Source organism: Mycobacterium sp. 134, from assembly GCF_048282715.1.
Taxonomy (GTDB): domain Bacteria; phylum Actinomycetota; class Actinomycetes; order Mycobacteriales; family Mycobacteriaceae; genus Mycobacterium; species Mycobacterium septicum.
Genome location: NZ_JBLVUN010000008.1, coordinates 4,654,085 through 4,675,205 on the forward strand (window position 1 = coordinate 4,654,085; position 21,121 = coordinate 4,675,205).

A 21,121-nucleotide genomic window follows, 5' to 3' on the forward strand; every position below is an offset into this window, starting at 1 on the left:
GCTATGAGCGATACGACGAAATCTGAAGTAGCACAGGCGAAATCCGGTCTGCGCATACCAGCGTTCGCACAACTGCAAAGACTCGGTAAGAGCCTGATGCTGCCGATCGCAGTGCTGCCCGCCGCCGGCATCCTGCTGCGGCTGGGCCAACCCGACCTGCTGGGCCGGATCGACTCGCCCGTCATCGGCCCCTTCTTCAAGGCGATGAGTGCCGCAGGCGACGCGCTGTTCACCAACCTGCCCCTGCTGTTCGCGGTCGGTGTCGCGATCGGCTTCGCCCGCAAGGCCGACGGCTCGACGGCGCTGGCAGCGGTGGTCGGCTACCTGGTGATGGCGGCGGTCTTCAAGACCATGTCCCCCATCGTGCTGGCCGGCGAGGTGGACAAGGCCGGCGATCAAGCCCAGATCAACTACAGCGTGTTCGCCGGAATCGTGGTGGGTCTGGTGACGGCATGGTTGTTCGACCGGTACCACACCATCCAATTACCGTCCTATCTCGGATTTTTCGGGGGACGGCGGTTCGTCCCGATCGTGGTATCCGTGGCGAGCTTGTTCATCGCCTTCCTGATGAGCTACTTCTACCCGATCTTCGACGCGGGACTGACCGGGCTGGGCCGGTTCATCGGCGGCAGCGGTGCGCTGGGGGCGTTCGTCTACGGATTCGCCAACCGCATGCTGATTCCCCTGGGCCTGCACCACATCCCGAACTCCTACGTGTGGTTCCTCTACGGCGACTATCAGAACGCGGACGGCACCGTGGTCACCGGTGAGCTCACCCGGTTCGCGGCGGGCGACCCGACAGCGGGCATCCTCACCTCGGGGTTCTACCCGGTATTGATGTTCGGTCTGCCCGCCGCGGCACTGGCGATGATCCTCGCCGCGAACAAGAAGCAACGCAAGGTGGCGGTCGGCATCCTCTCGGCAGCCGCCCTCACCGCGTTCCTGACCGGCGTGACCGAACCGCTGGAATTCGCGTTCATGTTCGTGGCGTTCCCGCTCTACGTCATCCATGCGGTCCTGACCGGGCTGTCCCTGGCGATCGCCTACCTGCTCGACATCCACCTGGGCTTCTCGTTCTCGGCCGGGCTCCTCGACCTGTTGTTGTACGGCGGGGCGCCCGCGGCGAAGAACATCTGGCTGTTGATCGTGATGGGAGCGGTGTTCTCGATCGTCTACTTCGTGTTGTTCTACGTCGCGATCAAGAGGTGGAACATGCTCACACCCGGCCGTGAACCCGAGACGGAGTTCGAGGCCGAGGAACGGGCCAACCTCGGTGAGGGCGCCGATTCCACCACCTCGGTGACCGCAGGCGGCACCGGCACGTTGACCGCACCCGCGCGCGCGGACACTCAGGCCGAACAGATCATCGCGGCTTTCGGCGGCCGGGACAACCTCGTCAATGTCGATGCCTGCATCACCCGGCTCCGCATGGAGGTCGCCGACAAGAGCAAGGTCGACCAAGACCGGCTGAAGGCCCTCGGCGCCGCAGGCGTCATCGAGGTCGGGAACAGCGTTCAGGCGGTGTTCGGCACCAGTTCCGAGGCCCTGAAAAACGCCATAGTGGACAGTTTGTAGCCCTTCACGGGCCTCACACCGACAGCAGCCGCTGGAAGAAATCGCGATAGCGCGTCAGAGCCACGCGGAGATCCTCGGTGGACGCCTCCTCGCCCCGAGACCATTGCGCCTCAAGCCGGGACCGGGTGTCGGCGAAGCTCGCGGTGAGCTCCTCGACGACTTCGGCGACAAGGTTGTCCGCTTTCTGCACACACTCTTTCGGGTCGTCGACGAAAGCCGCCTGAACGTCGTTCCAGCGCGAGTGCAATCCCGACCGATGCTCGCCGGCGAACAACATCGTGTTGTCCTCGCTCGACGGCTCGGCCTCGGCAGCTCCTGAATCTGCCTCGTGCGCAGGCACCGCCGTGTCCCCACCCTCAGACTCCGGCACTTCCGCGGCCCGGGTCTCCGGCACTTCCGCGGCCTGCGGTCGGGCGGTTGTCGCTTGTTCGTCGTGGGTGGTCATGCTCGCGCCTCCTTGGTGGAATCCGTGCCGGCTTCGTTCTTGCCGGTCTCACGCCGGGCCGGGTTGTCGTGTTCGGTCTGCGTCACATGTTCGGCGGCCCGGGGATCGGGCCCGGCCTGTGTTCCGGGTCCAGCGCCGACCAACTGCTCGAAGAGCGCGCGATAGTGCACGATCGCCTCACGTTGCGCCTCGGTGCCGATGTCACCCTGCTCTTGAGCAAGGTGCAGGATGTGCGCGGCGCGGTAGTGCTCGACCACCTTGGGGTGATCGACCGAGACGTCGGCAGCACGCTGCTCGAAATCGTCTATCGGATAACCCCGTTCGCGCATCACCTCGGTCACCAGGCGATCTGCCTCACCGACCGATTTCGACGGGTCGTCGACGAACCCTGCCTGGGTCACACCCCACGCTTCGACGTACCGCGCCCGGGATTCGGGGGGCAACTCATTGATCTTGAGCTTGTTGTGCTTCCGTTCGCGCGCAAGCAATTCCCGCTCCGCAGCACGCTGACCACCGGCTTTCTCGACGGTGTGCTCATATTCCGGGCCGAACTGATCCTTGAGCCGCTCGCTGCGCCTCTGACGCATCATCGATGCGGCCACGATCACCGCTAGCAGCACGATCACCACGACGACTACAGCGATGACGATCCAACTCCATGTAGGCATTTCAAGACCTCCTGCGGCCAGGAGTACCCGCGCACCGTCGACAGAAACGTCAATTCCCGAATGCGCCCGACGGTCAGCGGCAATAAGACCTGGTGGCGTAGTCCAGCGCCTGCCGATACAGCGGATCAAGATTTCGCGCCGTGGCCACGCCATCGATGGCGCTCGCCAGGTCGGCCGGGCACGACGGTGAATGCAGGGTCGGCCACTGGTCGGCGATCTCGTTCACCATCGTGTGGTTGAGCCCGTCGATGGTGGTTCTCGACGCCGCGAGATCGGGCGCGCTTGCGGGAGCGGTTACCGGATCCAGCTTCCATTGCGAGAACAGTCCGTGTTCCACGGCCACGGTCGCGTCGATCTGATCCCGGAAAACCTGGGCCACGTAGGCCGGGTCGATGTGGCGGCCGGCAGCCTCGGCAGTGGTGGCATCGATCACCTGCTGCTCGCGGCGCGGGTCCTCGATCGATCCACCGTTGCGAAACTTGTTGGCAGCCACCGGGTCCGCGGTCTGCAGGCGCTGCGCCGCGGCGTCGACCAGCGGCAGTAGCGGGCCGGGTTCCTGGGCGCGGGCGAGCGGAGCGCCGATCAGCGCCGCGAGCGTCACCGCCCCGGCCGCCGCGATTCGTACCCGCATCAGAGCTTCGCGAAGCAGGCGTCGTCGGATTCGTCGTTGGGAATGGACGCGTTCTGGCTGGAGAACTTGCCCACCACACCGGTGTCGGTCACCGAGACGCTGTCCGCGTGGATCCCGAGCGGGTAGGCGTCGTTCAGCTTCGTCATGAGGCCGTCGAGCGCTGCCTGCACGGTGTCTTTCTCGAACGGACCGCTGACGTCGGTGATCTCCAGGTTCAGGTGTCCGTCGTTCACCAACGGCTTTGCCGTCACCTTGGTGTCCCCCACCGCCTCGATGGTGATGGTTCCCGCCGACGGGTCGGTGCTGACATCGGTGACCAGGGAGCCGACGCCGGGCAGGTTCTCGGCCACCGTGTCCTTGATACCGGCCGACGTCCAGCTCAGCGTGGCGCTCAACGATCCGATGGTGCCCTTGGAATCCTCGGTGCCCTGCAACCGGATGTCGGACAGCGCCACGTCTGCGGTCATGCCCTTGGCGGCCTGCACCTGCTTGCCGCCGGTTTCCACCGAGATGTTGGTGTAGTGGCCGGTGATGTGCTGCCACAGGAACGGCGGTTTCACCCCGAACGAGACGGTGGCACTGTCCTCCACCACACATTCGGTCACGGCGACGAGCACCGAGCCCGCTTTGTGCCGGGCGTACAGTTCGGCGCCGGTCAGCCCGATCACCACAAGCGCGACGACGATGACGGCCGCGAGGATGATCGCCAGCGGGTTGCGCCATCGTGACGACGGCTTGGCAGGCTCAGGAGGCGGCGACCGATTGGGCTCGACCGGGGGCAGCGGCGGCGGAGGTGGCCCCCCGGGCCGGGGCGCGACCGGTGGGCGGTTCTGCGCGATTTTCTCGGTCGCCGCCTCCGGGGCTTGATACCGCGCCCGGATCTTCTCGGTCGCGACCTCGGGCGGCTGTTGGCGTGCCCGGATCTGTTCGGTCGGCGCCTCGGGGCGTCCCGGTCGGGGCAGTCGCCGGGTGGCGGGGTCGGGCGGCGGCACCGGACCCCGGCCTGGCGCGCCTCGCCGGCCGGGATCGCCAGGGCGTTGCGGCGGTGTCGGCATCTCCGCAATTCTGCCCCATCACACATCGCGTCAGCGGTGTGGCGCGCCTGTGAATCCGCCGCCCATACCTAGCTTCCGACGCTGTCCGATGTCTCCACATCGAGCGGTTTCTGCAGTTCAGCCGGGTTTGCGGTAGCGGCCGCGGCGATCGACAACCCAGCGATGAGCACGCAGATCACCGCGTAGGCGAGGCTGCCGATCGGATCACCGTTGGAGGTGACACCGTCGACGGCACCGAAGTACGCCGGCAGGGCCGTCAGCCACAGGACCGTCATGACGGCCAGATACACCGCGGCGTAGCCCAGGATGAGCGGGTTCGAATGGCGCACGGTGGCCGGGTCGCGGTCCTTGCGCAGGCTCGACCACTGACTGAACAGCACCGGAATCGCCACCACGGTGAGCACCACGAGTTCGGCGGCATAGACCACCCCGCCTACCGCGGTGCTCCCCGAGATCGTCGCGGCGAGCGTGGCGGGCAGCGGCAGGATCGCGGTGCCGATCGACGCCAGCACGCCGACCACGACGGTGCGCCACAGGATCTGCAAGCCGGTGAACGTCTTGCCGTCCTGGACGTGGCGGCCGACGAACAGTTGTACGCAGAACGCCAGCGACATCGGCCACAGGGCCGCGAACACGACCACGCTGGGCAGCGGCACCGAATCGAAGAACGGCTGGTTCATCGGATGGTCCAGGGTCCACTCCCACCACCGCAGCTGTGGCCCGATGTGGTCGAAGATCTCGTAGAACGCGTGGTGGACGAACCCGACACAGATCGCGCCGACCAGCACACCGCGCCTGCGGAAGACCCCGAGGATCCGGACGATCTCGTAGGCCACCGTCGCCATCATCGGGTAGATCGCCACGATGTAGAGCGGCAGCCGGCCCCACAGGAAGTCGACGGTGAACACGTTGTGCGCGAACATCGTGTCGACGTGGTCGGCGATCCCGAACGCGCCCGGGAAATACAGCGGCGGTTCGATGATCAGCAGATAGGCGATGGCACCGAACCACAACACCAGGTTGGTCGGGTCGTTGTGCCGGCGCAGCCGCACGATGGCGTACACCAGGGCCAGCACCGCGCCGACGATCACGGTGATCTCCAGCACCGGCAGCGTCCAGTTCTCCAGCCCGAACGGGTTGCGGAACTCGACCAGTCCTCCAGCGGTGTCACACGAAAATCCCAGGCGTTCAGCCAAACCCGAGAAGGTCGGGGTACACAGATCAGACATCGGCGGTGGTCGCTTTCTGCTCCGCGGCGTCGCCGGCGGTGTACCACTGCGTCACCTCGTAGCCCTCCTCATAACGGCGGAACCATTCGTCGGCCAGCACCGGCAGCTTCTCGTGGGCCGGGTTGTGGCCCGGGATCTGGCTGCGAACCACGCCCGCGACGGCCGTCAGCATCTCCCGTTTGGGCAGGTGCGCGAATGCGTTTGCGATCGGTCCGTCATAGGGGGCGTTGCCGAACGGAAGCTTCTGCAGCAGTGTCTTTTTCCGTGCCTGCATGCCGAACATCGACAGGGCGTCGATCTTGCGTTCCTCCAGCGGAACGTGCTTGTTGAACCCCTCGCAGGCGATTTTCATCACTGCCCAGACGTGCTTGAAGATCGACGGGGCGACCCGCATCCGGTACCACGGGTCATCCGCGACCGCGTCGTAGATGATCAGCGCCGAACTGCGGTGCTCGACCTCTTCGACGAAGTGCCACAGGAACAGTGACGCCACCCGGTCGTCCCCCGGAGCGAACAGCGTGTCGTCATGATCGAGCATCAACTTGAAGACCGGCGTGAACGTCGCCTCCAGATCGGCGGTGTAGGCCAACCGGTACTTCAGCGGAGTCTCTGCGGTGAGGTCGTCGAACGCCTTGATCACCTCGTCGAGGGTTTCCTTCAAGGCCGGGTACGTCTTGAGCAGTCCCTTGGCGTGCTGACGGTGGGCCATCGAGTGCTGACCCTCCTGCCGCACGAAGGCCTGGGCCTCCTCGGCCACCTCGGGATCCGTGATGAACGGCATGGCCTCGGTGATCATCTGGCCGATCATCTTCTCGAAGGCGATGGCCAGGAACGACACGGCATTGGCCATCGACGAGAAGGCCGGGTTGTCCTCGTTCCACAGGAACGGGACACGGTGGTCCGCGAACGCGAACCGCATCTTCCGCACGATCAGATCCGTCATCGGTGCCACCTCAGCTCGTCCAAAGTAATCATACAAGCAACGCTTGCTTTGTATGATTACTACACGCGGATGCGGCCCGTCAACGACAGGTGGCGATATCCTGCAGGGATGTTGCCGGCCAGGAATCCAGACCGTGGCGCGTAGGCGGGGGTGGGACGGGCAGCCGCCCGGCAGCGACGAGGAAGCCTCGGAACGCATCGTGGCCGCGGCCGTGCGGTTGATCGCCGAGACCGGCACCAGCATCAGCATCGCCGACGTCGCGGCATCGCTCGGCGTCATCCGCCAGACCGTGTACCGCTACTTCCCCACGGCCGAGACCCTGATGCACGCGGCGGCCATCGCCACGGTCGACGGGTTTCTCGACCGGCTCGCCGAGAGCGTGCGCGGCATCACCGATCCCGCCGAGGCGATGACCGAGGGCGTCATGTTCACCTTGGCGGAGGTCGCCCGGATACCGCACCTGCGCATCATGCTGTCGGGACCCCAGGCCGCGGCCAGCTCGGTCAACGTGGCCTCCGACGAAGGCCAGGCGTTCGGTATGCGGATGATCACGCGCTTCGACGTCGACTGGGAGAAGTACGGGTACGACGAATCATCGCTGCGCGACCTGGTGGAGTTCACCCTGCGCACGATGCTGTCGTTCTTCGTCGCGCCGAACGATCCCACCCGCAGCCCCGAGGAACTGCGGCGCTTCGTCAGACGCTGGCTGGGCGGGTCGATTCTGGCGCAGCCCGCCGATGGTTCGCGATGACGTCGCCGAACACCGCGGGGATCAGCCGGTTGAAGATGTCGGCGCGCTCCCACTGTAGGAAGTGACCCGCACCCGGAATCACCAACGGCCCGATGCGATTGAGAAACGCGCGCTCGGTGCGGGGGACGAAATCCTCGCCGACCACATGATCGTCGGGTCCGTACAGCACCAACGTGGGCACCTCGACCGCATCCATCAACGGGATGTCGGACATCGCGCGGCCGTAAGCCAGTTGGTAGGACGCCCAGCCCGCGCGTAGCCGCGCCTCGTCGGCGAACGGCTCGGTCATGAAATCCACGTCGGACTGGTTGAACGCGTAGGCCGAGCCCCACAACCGATTGGTGTACATCGCCGCCACCCACTGCCTGCGCGCCTCGGGTGTGGTCAGCATTGCGGCGAGTTCGTCGGGGAAGGCACCCTGCATCCACCGGTAGTCGCCGGTGGGGTCGGCCGCACCGCCGACCGATCCCGGATGCCGCGTGCCGATTCCCGAGTAGTCGACGGCCATGGGCGGCACGGTGTTGAAAACACAGAACTGCGTGACGAATCCGGGAAACCGGTGAATCAGGTCGGTGCTGACCACAGCCCCGACATCGCTCGCGGCGATCAGGCAGGACTCGTGCCCCAGCTCGTCGTGCACCAGCGCATACAGATCGCGGGAGTACGTGACGATGTCGTGCCGGTCGTCGGGCGGCGTCGAGCTGTCACCCATACCGCGCAGGTCCGGGACGATGACCTCGAAGCCTGCCGCGGCCAGGGCCTCGATGTTGCGCCACCAGATCCGCTTGGTCTCGGGATAGCCGTGCACCAGCAGAAGGGGCACACCGCCGATGCCCTCGCGGACAAATGCCAGCGAAACCTCTTCGGCGACAACGGCAGTGTGGATGGTGAAAGCGTCAGCAGCCGGCGCCGGAGGTTGCGCCGGGCGCTGACGCGGATCGTAACGAAAATCCGCCATGGCGAAAGACCCTACGGATCAGCGGATCCCGCGCACCAGCCGACCCGGGCGGGCACCGGTGTCGACGCCGTGCCTGCGGGTCACCGTGCCGCTCACGATCGTCGCGTCGTAACCACTCGCGCCCTGCACCAACCGCTTTCCGCCTGCGGGGAGGTCATACGCCATCTTCGGCGCGTGCAAGGTCAGCGCGTCCAGGTCGATGACGTTGACGTCGGCTTTCTTGCCCACGCTGATGACGCCGCGGTCCGACATCCCGTAGAGCTGCGCGGTGTCGTGCGACTGCTTGCGGATCACGTACTCCAGCGGCAGCTTCTCGCCGCGATGACGGTCGCGGGCCCAGTGCGTCAGCAGGAACGTCGGGTAGGAGGCATCGCAGATCATGCTGCAGTGCGCGCCGCCGTCGGACAGGCCCAGCACGCCGGCCGGGTGAGTGAGCATCTCCCGGATCGCATCGTGGTTGCCGTCGGAGTAGTTGAACATCGGGTACATCAGCATCGCGCCCGCGTTGGCCTCGAGCATCAGGTCGTACATCGCGGCCAGCGGGTCCAGGCCGCGCTGCTTGGCGATCGCCGCAACAGTGCGTTCCTCGGTCGGTTCGTAGTCCGGCGGTTCCCCGATGTGGTACAGGCGATTTGCCGCATTCTGCGCCAGCATGAACATGCCGTCGAACAGCTTGCCCGGGTCGATCGGCAGGTCTTCCTCGGCCAGGATCGCCGCGCGCACCTTCGGGTCCGCGAGCCGCTCGGCCAGCTCCTCACGCGTGCATTCGGCCTGCAGGCGCCGGTAGGTCGGGCGGTGGGTGAAGGCGTGGTGACCGGGAAAGCCCAGCAGCATGCCGAACGGCCGCGCCGCCACCTGCGGGAACAACCGGCTGCCGGCCTGGTGCGCCGCTGCCGACAGATCGAGCTGCTCGCGCCACAGATTGGGATCGGCGTCGACCTGGATCAGGGCGAAGCTGAGCGCGCAGTCGATCTCCTCACCGAGGCGGCGCATCCATTCGAGTTCCTTCTTGGGTGCGACGATGTCTTCGCCGGCGGCGCCCTGCGGGGCCAGCTCGAACACCGCCGCGCCACCGGCCGCGGTGGCCCGGCCCAGGGCGAACAACTCGTCCTCGGCGGCGAAGGTGCCGGGCACCGGCTCGCCGTCCATGGCGGTGTGCGCAATGGTGCGCGACGACGAAAAGCCAAGTGCCCCGGCCTCGATGGCCTCCTGCACCAGCCTCGCCATGGCCTTGATGTCATCGGGGTTCGCCGGCTCGTTGCGGGCGCCACGCTCCCCCATGGCGTAGGCCCGGATGGCGCCGTGGGCGATCTGAGTGCCCATGTCGACGGCCAGTTCGCGCTGCCCGATCACGTCCAGGTATTCGCCGAAGGTCTCCCAGCCCCAGGTGATGCCCTCGGTCAGGGCCGTGCCGGGGATGTCCTCGACGCCCTCCATCAGGGAGATCAGCCACTCTTCCTGGCCGGGCCGGACCGGCGCGAAGCCGACACCGCAGTTGCCCGCCACCACGGTGGTGACGCCGTGGTTGCTGGACGGCTCGAGCACGGCGTCCCAGGAGACCTGGCCGTCGTAGTGGGTGTGAATGTCGACGAAGCCGGGGGCCACGATCTTGCCTGTGGCGTCGATGGTTTCGGCTGCATCGCCGCCCAGGGCCGGGTCGTCGGCGCCGCGCCGGTGCACCTCGACGATCTTGCCGTCCTTGATCGCGACATCGGCGGTGAACCGGTCCGCACCGGTCCCGTCGACGACGGTGCCGCCGGTAATTTTGAGATCGAACACGTTTTTGCTCCCTTGAGGCGTGGAGGCCGCTACGGTGGCAATGTAACACCGTTACATTGCCACCGTCCCGAGTTTGTCCTTCTCAGTGGGAGGCACCTCCATGGCCCTGAGTTCCACGCACACCGACCACCCACGACGGGTGGACGCGATCGGTGATCCACCCGCGCGCCCCACCCTGGTGCCGGCCGAACGCTACGTCTCACCGGCGTTCGCCCAACTCGAGGTGGAGCGCATGTGGCCGCGGGTCTGGCAGGTCGCATGCACGGTCGATCACGTGGCCGAGGCGGGCGACTACTTCGAATACCGTTGCGGCCCCTATTCGGTGCTGATCGTCCGCGGGGACGACGGTGGGTTGCGCGCCTTCCAGAACGCCTGCCGCCATCGCGGCAACGCCCTGTGCACCGGCGCCGGTTCCTCGCTGCGGGAACTGAAATGCGGGTATCACGGCTGGACCTGGGACCTGGCCGGGGCGCTCAAACGGATCCCGAACCGCAAGGGGTTCGGGTCGGTGCACATGTCCGAGTTTCCGCTGGCTCCGGTGCGGGTCGACACATGGGAACGGCTGGTCTTCGTCAACCTCGACCCCGGTGCGATGCCCCTGGCCGACTACCTGGAGGCGGTCCCCGGCGACATCGCCTGGTGCGGCCTCGGCGACTTCCGTTGCTACGCAACGATGACCATCGACGTCGACGCCAACTGGAAGACGATCGCCGACGGCTACAGCGAGACCTATCACGTCCAGACGCTGCATCCCGAACTGCACCGGTGCATGGACGACGTGTACGCACCACAGAAGATCTGGGGCCACACCGGCAAATCCGAATCCCTCTACGGAGTTCCCAGCCCGCGACTCGCCGGATCGCTGAGCGACGAAGAAGTGTGGGACGCCTACGTGTACACCCAGGGCGCGCTGATGGGCGTGGCCGAAGGCACTCCCTTTCCCCGTGACCGGCAGTCCCACGGCCAGACGGTGGCCGACGTGATCGCCACGCAGATCAAGGAATTCGCGGCCGGGCGCGGCGTCGACATCGGGTGGGCCAGCACCGACCAGGTGATGTGTCTGCACCAGTACAACGTCTTCCCCAACCTGACCCTGCTGGCCAGCGCCGACCATCTGACGGTGATGACGTCATTGCCCGGCCCCGACCCCGACCGAGGGCAGCTCGTGATGACGCTGATGACCCGCATGCCGCCGCAAGCACCGCGGGTCAGGCCGACGGACGTCCGGATGGGCGCCGACGAAGCCCACCCCGGCGTGGTGATGAGCCAGGACATCGCCGTACTGACCGGCCTGCAGCGCGGTATGCACCAGCCGGGGTTCACCCATCTGGTGCTGTCGGCCGAGGAGCGGAGAATCATCAACATGCACCGCAATCTCGAGCGCTACCTCGACCTGCCCGGGCCAGAACGCATCTGTCAGGCGGAAGCCGGCGGATGAGTCCGAAGGCAAAGCCGATCGACGCCGACGTCATCCTCGACGCGGCGGCCGGTCTCATCGAATCCGATGGGGTGGACGCATTCTCGATGCGCGGGCTCGCCGAGCGGATCGGCGTGGCCGTCACCTCGATCTACTGGCATGTCGGCGGCCGTGACGCGCTCTTCGACAGCCTGGTCGACCGCTTGGTCGCCGAGATGGCCGGGCTGCCCATGGAGGGCGACACTCCGGTGAATCGGATTGCCGCGCTTGCCCGCAACCAGCGCAGCCTGCTGATCCGCCGCCAGCATCTCCTGGCGATCGCCCACGAGCGGGACCGGACACCGACGTTGTTCCTGCCGGTCCAGCAGAAACTCGCCGCCGAACTGGCCGAGGCGGGCCTCACCGGGGCCCGCGCCGCACTGGTGCTGCGGGCCGTGCAGGTGCACGTGACCGCCTCTGCGGTGATGCTGTTCTCGGCTGTACGGGGCCCGCGGCACCAGGAGGAGGACCCGTCGCTGTGGACCGCGGATTGGCCCGATCAGGCCCTCGTCGCGGCCCTGCAGTCCCCCACCGACTACGACGCGGTGTTCGAATACGGCCTCGAGGCGATGCTGGCGCCGTTGTCACCTGGGCGACAGACCAATGGACGGGTCAGGGCAACACGGTCTTCATCAGCATGACGTTGTAGGCCGACCACAGCGAGAGGTTGTAGTACAGCTCCTTGCCCGTCGACCACGGATGCAGATACGGCGCGTAGATGCCGCCGGGGATCTGTGACGACGGTGCGATCAACTGCTCCGGGCTCCACGGCCCCTGAGGGGCCGGCGCGGTCCGCATCACCACGTCGTTCATCCCGTTGCCGTACAGCACCAGGTACTGCTTGAGATAGGTGTTGTACTGGGCTGACATCTCGCTGACGGGACCCGGGATCACCGGTGTCGCCGCCGCCGGATTGCCCGGCACCCAGGCATTGTTGTCGGCGTTGAAGTACTCGTATTTCGTGAGGTCCGGAATGAAGGCCGGCGACACCCGCGCGATATAGGCCGACCCGCCGCGCCCGTTCGGGGTGCCGAAGGTGTAGATGTACGGATCTCCCGGGCCAGGCTTGAGGAATGCGCCCATCTGGAAGTTCTCGTTGCCGCCACCGGGCGGACGGATGGTCCCCGGGTAGACACCCCAGTTCTCACCGTTGTCCGGCGACATCGCGATCGCCGAGAAGTTGGTCGACCATGCTCCGGGGCTGTCCCAGTTCCGGATCGACATGAAGTTCAGATACTGGTTGCGCCCGACGGCGACGCCCGCGGTCGGGATGATGCCGGTCTCCTCCGGCGCCCGGCCGATGCTGTTGATGATCTGCTTCGAAATACCCTGGCGCCACACCGGAGAACCCGAGTATTTGTTGGCGACCACACCGTCGGGCACAGCGACGGTGTTCGACAGCGATCCGTCCTGGCTGCGGAACAGCGCGTTGTATCGCCACTGCTTGCCGGGAATGCCGCAGTATCCGTTGGTGTCGCCGAAGGCCATGAGTACCTGACGGTTCACCGGATCCCCGTTGTCCCACATGATTCCGAGGTCGGTGCCGGTGATGGCGAAGCGCTTGATCGTCTGGTTGGGGCTGTCGGGGCCGGTCACCCACCCGACGATCGATGTGCCGGGAGGCGCCCCTGGCGCCGGTTGAGCCGCGGGAGCCGGTGCGGGCGCAGCCGCCGCCGGGGCCGGTGCCGGTTGTGCCGCGTTCGGGACAGGCTGGGCGCCGCCGGGATTGGGTGCCGGGACGACCGCCGCCTTCTGCCTGACCTGCCCGGAGTTGGGCATCAGCGCCTTGAGCAGGGCCAGCGGCAACTGCCCGAGCTTCGGCAGCGGAGCCCGGTCGTTGGCCCCGGCGGGCATGTGCCCGATCGGCCGGTTGAGCGGGGCGAGCCTGGACGGCTTGGGGATCTGGAAGGCCTGGTTAGGGAGGGGTTGCGCGGCCGCAGCAGCACCTTCACATGGTTCAGCCGATGCCGAGGGCGCTACGCCGACGGCGACGACGAGTCCGATTGCGGCCGCCGCTGCCATCGTCGAAGCACCTCGAGGACGTCGCGACATGTCACACCTTCCCAATGCAGGGACGTCGACATGACGTCACAGTTGGCTGATGTGACGTTAGTGATCAATGTTGCCGATGTGACCGGTGATGTACCGAAAGGTATCGTCCCGTGACCGTGTCGCAACCAGACCCGGCGTGTTGCCTTGCCACGCGCCACCACCGTGACCCGGCATGGCCGGCTACGTTCTGCTCATCGTGATTCTCGTCGGCCTCGTCGCGCCGATCCGCTGCGAAAACCGTTGGCACCTGCACGGTTCACACCGAACTCTCAGTTGTTCATCGCCGTTCGCCCCGCCGGGCCTTGCCATCGTGGTTACGGTGGGAAGTGGTGGAACTATCGAAACGAGCGAGAGGGATCACCATGGCCGGAACATTCGATCCGAAAAAGGGCGGCAAGTTCGAGCCGACGACCAAGGCCAAGCCGCCGCCACCCCCGCGGCCTGGGGGCAACAAGAAGTAATTGAACGAAACTGCCCATGTGCGAGGGTTTTCGGCTCGCACATGGGCAGTTTCTTTTGCCTGTCAGCTACAGACCTGCACCAACCGGAACGGCCCGGTGGCACACACCGACGGCGGACCATAGCCGCCGTAGCCCCAACCGGCCCCGTAGGCGGGCGGCGGCGGCGGCGGGCCCCACGGGCCGGGGCCGTAACCCCACCCGGGGTGCTCGGCCCAACCGACTCCCGATCCGGCGACCGGCGCGGGGGCCGCATTGGCCACCCCCGTGCTGATCCCCAGTGCGGCCAGGCCCAGTGCGCCGGCCGCTGCGGCGCTGATGGCGATGGACTTCAGCATCTTCCAACCCCTCTGACTTGCAGAACCAGACTATGGATCGCCCCGTCGGTCCAGAGTCAGCGGAAGCGGATGTTTTCCGGCTTCCATCAATTAGGTTAGGTCTGCTTATTAAGTCAGGGCTGTGCGGAGGCTTTGTATGTCGGCCGGCGCTGTAGCTCGGCCAGTCGCCGCTTCGACGCCGCCGACTGAATGACCTGCGGCCACCAGAACCACCGGCCCAGCAGCGCCGCGATCGCAGGGGTCATGAACGACCGCACGATGAGGGTGTCGAACAGCAGGCCGAGTGCGATGGTGGTGCCGACCTGTGCCATGACCTTGAGATCGCTGAATGCGAACGACGCCATGGTGAAGGCGAACACGAGGCCCGCCGAGGTCACCACCGAACCGGTTCCCGCCATCGCCCGGATGATGCCGGTCTTCAGGCCACCGGACAGTTCTTCCTTGAACCGCGACACCAACAGCAGGTTGTAGTCGGAACCCACCGCCAGCAGCAGGATGACCGACATCGCCAACACCATCCAGTGCAGTTCCAGCCCGAGAAGGTGCTGCCAGACGAGCACGGACAATCCGAATGACGCGCCGAGGGACAGCAGCACCGTACCGACGATCACCGCCGCCGCCACCACACTGCGTGTGATTAGCAGCATGATGATGAAAATCAGTGATACCGCGGCGATTCCGGCGATCAGCAGGTCGTAGAACGATCCGTCCTTCATGTCTTTGTACGTGGCCGCGGTGCCGGCCAGATAGATCTTCGAGCCTTCCAGCGGCGTGCCCTTGAGCGCTTCCTTGGCCGCCAGCTTGATCGGGTCCACATGGTTGACGCCCTCCGGCGTCGCGGGATCGCCCTCGTGGCTGATGATGAACCGCACCGACTTTCCGTCGGGAGAGATGAAGTTCTTCATGCCGCGCTTGAAGTCCTTGTTGTCGAAGGCTTCCGGCGGAAGGTAGAACGTGTCGTCATTGCGGGCCTCGTCGAAGGCCTTGCCCATGGCCGTCGAATTCTCCTGCATCGCGGCCATCTGATCCTGCTGACCGGCCTGCGTGGCCTGCTGCGTCAGCATCATCGTCTTCATGGACTTCATGGATTCGATCTGCTCGGGCATCAGCGCGACCAACTGCGGCATCAACGTGTCCAGCCGTTCCAGCTCGGGCACCAGCTCCTGAACGTCATCGGTCAGGGCGTCGATGCCGTCGAGGGTGTCGAAGATCGACCGGATCGACCAGCACATCGGGATGTCGGCGCAGTGCGGCTCCCAATAGAGGTAATTACGCAGCGGACGCAGCCAATCGTCGAAATCGCCGATGTTGTCGCGCAATTCGGCGATATCGAGGGTCATCACCTTGGTCTTGGCCACCATCGAATGCGTGATGTCGGCCATCTGCTGGGTCAGCCGCGACATCTGCTCCATCGTGTCGATGGTCTTCTGCATCTCATCGGCCTGAACCAGCATGTCGTCCATGCGGTCCTGCTGGTACTTCCGGTTCATCGTGTTGGTCGTGCCCTGCCGGCTGAGCAGGAACGGGATCGAGGTGTGCTCGATCGGGCGGCCGTTGGGCCGGGTGATCGCCTGTACCCGGGAGATGCCGGGCACCCGGACGATCCCCTTGGCGATCTTGTCGATGACCAGGAAGTCCGCCGGGTTTCGCAGGTCGTGGTCGGCCTCCACCATCAGCAGCTCGGGGTTCATCCGGGCGGCGCTGAAATGCCGTTCGGCCGCGGCGTATCCGACATTGGCAGGCAGGTCGGAGGGCAGGTATTTGCGGGCGTCGTAATTGGTCTTGTAGCCCGGCAGCGTGAGCAGGCCGACGAGCGCCAGACCCAGCGTCGCGGCCAGGATCGGACCGGGCCACCGCACCACCGCGATGCCGACGCGACGCCAGCCGCGAGACCGGATGTTGCGCTTGGGCTCGAAACGCCCGAACCGGCTGCCGATCACGATGACCGCCGGGCCCATCGTCAGCGCGGCGACGACTGCGACGAACGTGCCCACAGCACACGGCACACCCATGGTCTGGAAATACGGCAGGCGCGTGAAGCTGAGACACAACATGGCACCGGCAATGGTCATGCCGGAACCCAGGACCACATGAGAGGTGCCGCGGAACATCGTGTAGTACGCGGTTTCTCGGTCTTCGCCGGCGCCGCGCGCCTCCTGATAGCGACCGATCGCGAAGATCGCGTAGTCGGTGCCGGCCGCGATGACCATCAACGTCAGGAGGTTCACCGCGAAGGTCGACAACCCGATGATGTCGGTGTAGGCCAGGAACGCCACGATGCCGCGGGCAGCGCCGAGCTCCATGAACACCATGACCAGCACCAGGATCATGGTGGCGACAGACCTGAAGACGAGCACGAGCATCACGGCGATCACCACGAGCGTGATGGTGGTGACCTTGGCGATGCTCTTGTCACCGGCGTGGTGCTGGTCGTTGATCAGCGGCGCGCCGCCGGTCACGTACACCTTGACCCCGGGCGGAGGCGACGACTGGTCGACGATCTCACGGACGGCGGACACCGACTCGTTGGCCAGCGTCTCGCCCTGGTTGCCGCGCAGATAGACCTGGACGTAAGCCGACTTGCCATCGTTGCTCTGCGCGCCCGAGGCCGTCAGCGGGTCGCCCCAGAAGTCGGCGACGTGCTGCACGTGGGCGGTGTCGGCCTCGAGCTTGTCGACGACGCCGTCGTAGTAGTGGTGCGCGTCGTCGCCGAGCGGCTGCTCGCCCTCCAGCACCACCATGGCGTTGCTGTCGGAATCGAACTCTTGAAAATTGGCGCCGATCTTGCGCATGGCGATCATCGCCGGGGCGTCATTGGCGCTCAGCCCGACGGTGTGCTCCTCACCGACCTTCTCCAGCGGCGGGACGAGCACATTCGTCAGGACGGTCAGAGCGATCCAGCCGAGCACGATGGGTACCGCCAGCACACGGATGGCCCGGGCGATGCCCGACCTGTCCTGCGTGCCGCTGCTGTGGCTACTCATCGCGTGTGCTCCGGGGTGCGGTCTTCCGCGCGTGTCCGCGATGCCGTGGTCTGCACACAACCCGCCCCTTCGATCAGGCCACTGTCGCCCGGGTGGGACAGGTCGCAAGCGATACACATTCGCAAACGCGCGTAATATACCTAGCCTGTCAAAGTGTCAGTGTCAACAATCACTTTGCACGCCTACTGACAGCAACTTCACAGCTGGGGCGCGGCCGTCGTCGCACGCTGCCTCACCCGCTCCCACGGCCAGGTCATCAGCGCCCACACGGCCAGCACGATCGCGACCTCAGCCAGCAGATACACCGGCCACGGGCCCAGTACGTCCAGCAGCGACGCGGTGGGAGGCTTCCGGTTGAGATAGCCGTAGTTGGCCCCCGTGATCGCGTTGAAGGCGAGAGTGAATGCCGCCCATCCCAGGGTCGCGACGACGGCGAAGCGGTAGTCGCGCCACCGAGGTCGCATACCTCTCCCCCACGTGAGATAGATCGCCGCCAGCACGACGAGCACATGAAGCGTGAAGAAGGTGACGAAGAGGTGGTGGGGAAAGTCGGGAGCGCCCTCCTTCGGCGTGCCGATATCCGGTGTGATCAACGCCTGCGAGCTCAGGACCAGGCCCCAGTAATAGGTGAGGACGAAGGCCCAATGCCGTTGCGACCACAAGGCATAGGCCGCCGCGAGTTCCGCGAGATCACACAACTGCAGCGGCACCGAGGTGTCGATGGTGGGATCGACCAGCTTGTAGACAAGGGCGACGATGAATGCCGCGACGAGTAGGACCGCCAGGACACGGCTCAGGATTCGGGCCTGCGACTCGGTCTGCCTGCGGCCGATCATCACCAGAAGCACGGCGCCCGTTGCGAACACCGCCAGCACGACCAAATGCGACGGGCCGTACGCCGAAAACTCGCGCTGCGCAGAGAACAATTCGATCAACTCCCCCGTCTCGTCACACGCAGGAACCGTTATCCATGATCGCAGGCCAGTGGGGAAACTTCATTAACCTGCCTCAGGACACGATCGAATCGCCCTATACTCCTGCCGAACCTTGCGGTTGGCGGGAGTCGAGAATGGTCAGGCGCGCGGCGGCAACGGCTTTGGGGCAGTACGCCCAGGGCGCGGCTTTTCGCGGGCTGCTGCTGCAATTCGCCCTGCGGGTCCTGTTGGTGGCGTTCATCTTCTTCGCGCTGTTCCTACAACCGCCCGAAACGTACCGCTGGCCCTACGGGCTGGTCTGGATCGGCTACATAGCAGCCATCGCCTGCTGGGGTTTCTGGGCGCTGCGGCCGGCCAATGACGCCGGGATCGAGGCCCGGCGTTCGGTTGCGCTGCTCATGCTGTGCGCGGATGTCGCTGTGGTGTCGCTACTTTCGGTGGAATCAGGCCTCAGCTCGCCGAATACCTGGACCTCCGATGTGCTCCACTATGGACTGTTCCTGATCCCACTGATCGCCGCGGCTCAGCTCGATCCGTTCGTGAGCGCGGTGATCGCCGTCCCCACTGTCGTCGCATACGTCGTCGTGCTCTGGGTAAACCAGGCGGCCAACGGAGACGAGCCGTGGGGTTCGATTCTCACGACGACAGGAGTGTTGTTCGGGTTGGCCGCAGGCTCGGTCGCGCTGTCATGGATCCAGCAGTCGAAAGAGCGGACGATCGCCCGGCTGGCCCTGGAACGCAGTCAGCTGCTGGAAGAGATCGTCACCCTCGAAAAGCGCGAGAGGCAAACCCTGTCCGAAAGACTCCACGATGGAGCACTGCAGTACGTCCTGGCGTCACGCCGGGAGATGGAAGAGGTCCGCGAAGGATCCGCGGAATCGATGGACCGCGTCGATCTGGCGCTCGGCGAGTGCTCCCGACTGCTTCGCGACGTGGTCCGTGAACTGCACCCCGAGGTGCTGGCGCGAGCCGGGCGCAGGGCCGCCATCACCTCACTGGCCGACGGCATCGCGGCGCGCACCAACCTGGCCGTCCACCTGGACTTCGACGACTGGCCCGATGACCTGCGAACCGACGCCGACCACCTGCTCTACAGTGCGGCGCGCGAGTTTTCGACGAACGTGATCAAGCACGCCAAGGCCGACAACCTCAGGTTCACGCTGCAACGGTCCGAAGGGCGAGCCTCGCTGTGCGTCGCGGACGACGGCGTTGGCATACGACCCGAGCGCCTCGCACTGAGCGTCGAAACCGGTCACATCGGCTTCGCGTCGATTCGCGCCAAGGTGTTGGCGCTCGGGGGCATGTTGGACGTCCACGATGCCCGCGGCACCGAGATCGCGATCTCGCTGCCGTCGCAGACAGCGGGCTGAAACCGCTCAGACCCATCCGATCCCGGTTGGCGGAGGGGCAGGCACGGGTGTCGACGGACCGGACCCGGGTGGCTGCTGCCCGTACCCGGGCGTCTCGGGACCGTACCCCGGTTGCGGACCGTGCAGCGAGGTGTTGGGGTCATACCCCGGCGCAGACCCGTAGCCCGGGTACTGGCTGTAACCCGGCGTCTCCGGGCCATATCCGTAATCCGGCAGCGCCGGGCCGTACCCGGGCACCGACTGGCCCGAGCCGGCGAGCAGCTTCGACGCCACGAATGCCGCCGCCTGGGTGGTGTACACGGGGACGTAACCCTCGGTGTGCCCGCTCCATTCGTTGCCCTGGCCCTCGTGACAGATCGGGTCCATGGGGTTGCACAGGTCGATCGCCTTGGACCCGTACAGTGCGCTCTGGGCTGCTATCGATTGCTTCGTCCGGGTCCCCACGTCACCGAAGGTGGTGATCGCCGCGACGTTGTCCGCATATTCAGGCGGGAGCGAATCGCCCCACTTGATGTTGCCCAGCGGGTTTCCGGCCACGATGTTGATCACGCTGGCACCCTGCGAATAGCCGCCGAGCACGATCTTGGTGTCGGGGCAGGAGGACAGCGTGGACTTGATATGCGAAATCGCGTCTTTGGCGCCGTCACCGCCGTGCAACTGCAGCTTGCTGGCCTTGTAGTTCACCCCGTAGGTCTTGAGGTTGAGGCTGGGGGTCTGCTTGCGTATCGCATCGGCGAGGGCATCTCCGACCCGGCCCATGCCCGCCGGTTCGTCGGTACCGCGCGCGAAGACGAGCTCCGCATCGGCACAGTCGTCGGCGGCCGCCACCGGCGGCGCGGTGAGAGCGACGAGCGGAATGCCCGTGGTGAGAAGTGCAGCAGCGCCAAGCCCGACCCAGCGACCACCTGACCGCGCACTGCCCTGAGGGCTAGCTATGCGGCGAGAAATCATGCCTCAATCTAACCCGTATCCAGGACAGATGGGCCTCGGTGCCTGGACCGACCTCAGGGTTCCGCCGCGACGACGTGGTGGAGGCAAAAGAAAACAGGCCAGGGATTAGATCCCTGACCTGCATCTTTCCGGTGGAGCTGCCGGGAATTGAACCCGGGTCCTACGGCACTTCCTCGAGGCTTCTCCGTGCGCAGTTCGCTTTGCCTCTACTCGGATCTCTCAGTCACGCGAACAAGCCGAGATGACGATCCCAGTCGCTGTTTGATGTCCCCACGGATCCCGCGACCGAACCCGTGGGTGGGTCCCTCTAGCTGATGCCAGGGTCCGGGCCGAGGGCGCTCCCGGTCTGACAGACACGCTCTGGCTTAGGCAGCGAGAGCGTAGTCGCGCTGATTGGAATCGGCGCTTAATTGGTTGCAACGACGCTTACGGTGGTCTCTTGCCTGCACCGGCACGCTTCCCTTGATTCGATGCGCGAAGTCGAAACCGATCAGCCCCTCGCATCCCTGCCGAATCTCAGCAGGACAGTCAATGGTACGTCAC

The 21,121-nt window shown here is 65.8% G+C and carries 18 protein-coding genes and 1 other RNA gene; 5 read left to right on the forward strand and 14 right to left on the reverse strand.

What is annotated here, in order from left to right; translation table 11 throughout:
• Nucleotides 1-3 precede the first annotated feature (3 nt).
• Entirely contained in the window at nt 4-1,575 is a 1,572-nt protein-coding gene (locus ACNQVK_RS26935; RefSeq protein WP_418031967.1) for a PTS transporter subunit EIIC, read from the forward strand.
• Nucleotides 1,576-1,588: 13 nt separating this feature from the next.
• Here ACNQVK_RS26935 and ACNQVK_RS26940 read toward each other — a convergent pair whose 3' ends face one another.
• From ACNQVK_RS26940 to ACNQVK_RS26965, 6 genes are all read right to left on the reverse strand, one after another.
• Nucleotides 1,589-2,020, reverse strand: coding sequence for a hypothetical protein (locus tag ACNQVK_RS26940; protein WP_418031968.1), 432 nt, complete (start codon nt 2,018-2,020; stop codon nt 1,589-1,591).
• Entirely contained in the window at nt 2,017-2,688 is a 672-nt protein-coding gene (locus ACNQVK_RS26945; RefSeq protein ID WP_418031969.1) for a hypothetical protein, read from the reverse strand. The genes ACNQVK_RS26940 and ACNQVK_RS26945 overlap by 4 nt, the downstream gene beginning before the upstream one ends.
• 73 nt (nt 2,689-2,761) lie before the next feature.
• A complete protein-coding gene (locus tag ACNQVK_RS26950; protein WP_418031970.1) occupies nt 2,762-3,319 on the reverse strand; it encodes a chorismate mutase in 558 nt (185 codons plus the stop codon).
• Nucleotides 3,319-4,374 carry a DUF2993 domain-containing protein gene (locus ACNQVK_RS26955; RefSeq protein ID WP_418031971.1) on the reverse strand — a complete coding sequence of 352 codons (1,056 nt, stop codon included), beginning with the start codon at nt 4,372-4,374 and terminating at the stop codon, nt 3,319-3,321. Before ACNQVK_RS26955 ends, ACNQVK_RS26950 begins: the two co-directional genes overlap by 1 nt.
• A 68-nt stretch (nt 4,375-4,442) precedes the next feature.
• Nucleotides 4,443-5,603, reverse strand: coding sequence for a hypothetical protein (locus tag ACNQVK_RS26960; RefSeq protein ID WP_418031972.1), 1,161 nt, complete (start codon nt 5,601-5,603; stop codon nt 4,443-4,445).
• Nucleotides 5,596-6,546 carry a metal-dependent hydrolase gene (locus tag ACNQVK_RS26965; RefSeq protein WP_418031973.1) on the reverse strand — a complete coding sequence of 317 codons (951 nt, stop codon included), beginning with the start codon at nt 6,544-6,546 and terminating at the stop codon, nt 5,596-5,598. Before ACNQVK_RS26965 ends, ACNQVK_RS26960 begins: the two co-directional genes overlap by 8 nt.
• A 133-nt stretch (nt 6,547-6,679) precedes the next feature.
• Between ACNQVK_RS26965 and ACNQVK_RS26970 the strand changes: the two genes are divergently transcribed.
• A complete protein-coding gene (locus ACNQVK_RS26970; RefSeq protein WP_418031974.1) occupies nt 6,680-7,297 on the forward strand; it encodes a TetR/AcrR family transcriptional regulator in 618 nt (205 codons plus the stop codon).
• On the opposite strand, the gene ACNQVK_RS26975 is transcribed toward ACNQVK_RS26970, so the two are convergent.
• Both ACNQVK_RS26975 and ACNQVK_RS26980 read right to left on the reverse strand, forming a co-directional pair.
• Nucleotides 7,242-8,255, reverse strand: coding sequence for an alpha/beta fold hydrolase (locus tag ACNQVK_RS26975; RefSeq protein ID WP_418031975.1), 1,014 nt, complete (start codon nt 8,253-8,255; stop codon nt 7,242-7,244). The two genes, ACNQVK_RS26970 and ACNQVK_RS26975, sit on opposite strands and share 56 nt — an antisense overlap.
• Nucleotides 8,256-8,273: 18 nt before the next feature.
• Entirely contained in the window at nt 8,274-10,034 is a 1,761-nt protein-coding gene (locus ACNQVK_RS26980; RefSeq protein ID WP_418031976.1) for an N-acyl-D-amino-acid deacylase family protein, read from the reverse strand.
• A gap of 100 nt (nt 10,035-10,134) precedes the next feature.
• Between ACNQVK_RS26980 and ACNQVK_RS26985 the strand changes: the two genes are divergently transcribed.
• Together ACNQVK_RS26985 and ACNQVK_RS26990 are read left to right on the forward strand one after the other, a co-directional pair.
• Nucleotides 10,135-11,472: an aromatic ring-hydroxylating oxygenase subunit alpha gene (locus ACNQVK_RS26985; RefSeq protein ID WP_418031977.1), complete on the forward strand. Its 1,338-nt coding sequence runs from the start codon at nt 10,135-10,137 to the stop codon at nt 11,470-11,472.
• Nucleotides 11,469-12,131, forward strand: coding sequence for a TetR/AcrR family transcriptional regulator (locus ACNQVK_RS26990; protein ID WP_418031978.1), 663 nt, complete (start codon nt 11,469-11,471; stop codon nt 12,129-12,131). Before ACNQVK_RS26985 ends, ACNQVK_RS26990 begins: the two co-directional genes overlap by 4 nt.
• Here the strand turns inward: ACNQVK_RS26990 and ACNQVK_RS26995 are convergent.
• The 4 genes from ACNQVK_RS26995 to ACNQVK_RS27010 form a co-directional block, all read right to left on the reverse strand.
• Nucleotides 12,103-13,512 (reverse strand): DUF4185 domain-containing protein, encoded by a 1,410-nt coding sequence (locus tag ACNQVK_RS26995; RefSeq protein ID WP_418031979.1) that lies wholly within the window; start codon nt 13,510-13,512, stop codon nt 12,103-12,105. The genes ACNQVK_RS26990 and ACNQVK_RS26995 overlap by 29 nt on opposite strands.
• A 553-nt stretch (nt 13,513-14,065) precedes the next feature.
• Nucleotides 14,066-14,338 (reverse strand): hypothetical protein, encoded by a 273-nt coding sequence (locus tag ACNQVK_RS27000; protein ID WP_418031980.1) that lies wholly within the window; start codon nt 14,336-14,338, stop codon nt 14,066-14,068.
• A 113-nt stretch (nt 14,339-14,451) separates the two neighbouring features.
• A complete protein-coding gene (locus ACNQVK_RS27005; RefSeq protein ID WP_418031981.1) occupies nt 14,452-17,322 on the reverse strand; it encodes an RND family transporter in 2,871 nt (956 codons plus the stop codon).
• 197 nt (nt 17,323-17,519) lie between these two features.
• Nucleotides 17,520-18,248, reverse strand: coding sequence for a TIGR02206 family membrane protein (locus ACNQVK_RS27010; RefSeq protein ID WP_418034360.1), 729 nt, complete (start codon nt 18,246-18,248; stop codon nt 17,520-17,522).
• A 143-nt stretch (nt 18,249-18,391) separates the two neighbouring features.
• On the opposite strand from ACNQVK_RS27010, the gene ACNQVK_RS27015 reads away from it, so the two are divergent.
• The gene (locus ACNQVK_RS27015) at nt 18,392-19,627 is read left to right on the forward strand and encodes a sensor histidine kinase (RefSeq protein WP_418031982.1); all 1,236 of its coding nucleotides are present in this window, start codon (nt 18,392-18,394) and stop codon (nt 19,625-19,627) included.
• Between the two features lie 6 nt (nt 19,628-19,633).
• Here ACNQVK_RS27015 and ACNQVK_RS27020 read toward each other — a convergent pair whose 3' ends face one another.
• Nucleotides 19,634-20,578 carry a cutinase family protein gene (locus ACNQVK_RS27020; protein WP_418031983.1) on the reverse strand — a complete coding sequence of 315 codons (945 nt, stop codon included), beginning with the start codon at nt 20,576-20,578 and terminating at the stop codon, nt 19,634-19,636.
• A 129-nt stretch (nt 20,579-20,707) separates the two neighbouring features.
• Nucleotides 20,708-21,076: a transfer-messenger RNA gene (gene ssrA, locus ACNQVK_RS27025) on the reverse strand.
• Nucleotides 21,077-21,121: the final 45 nt, after the last annotated feature.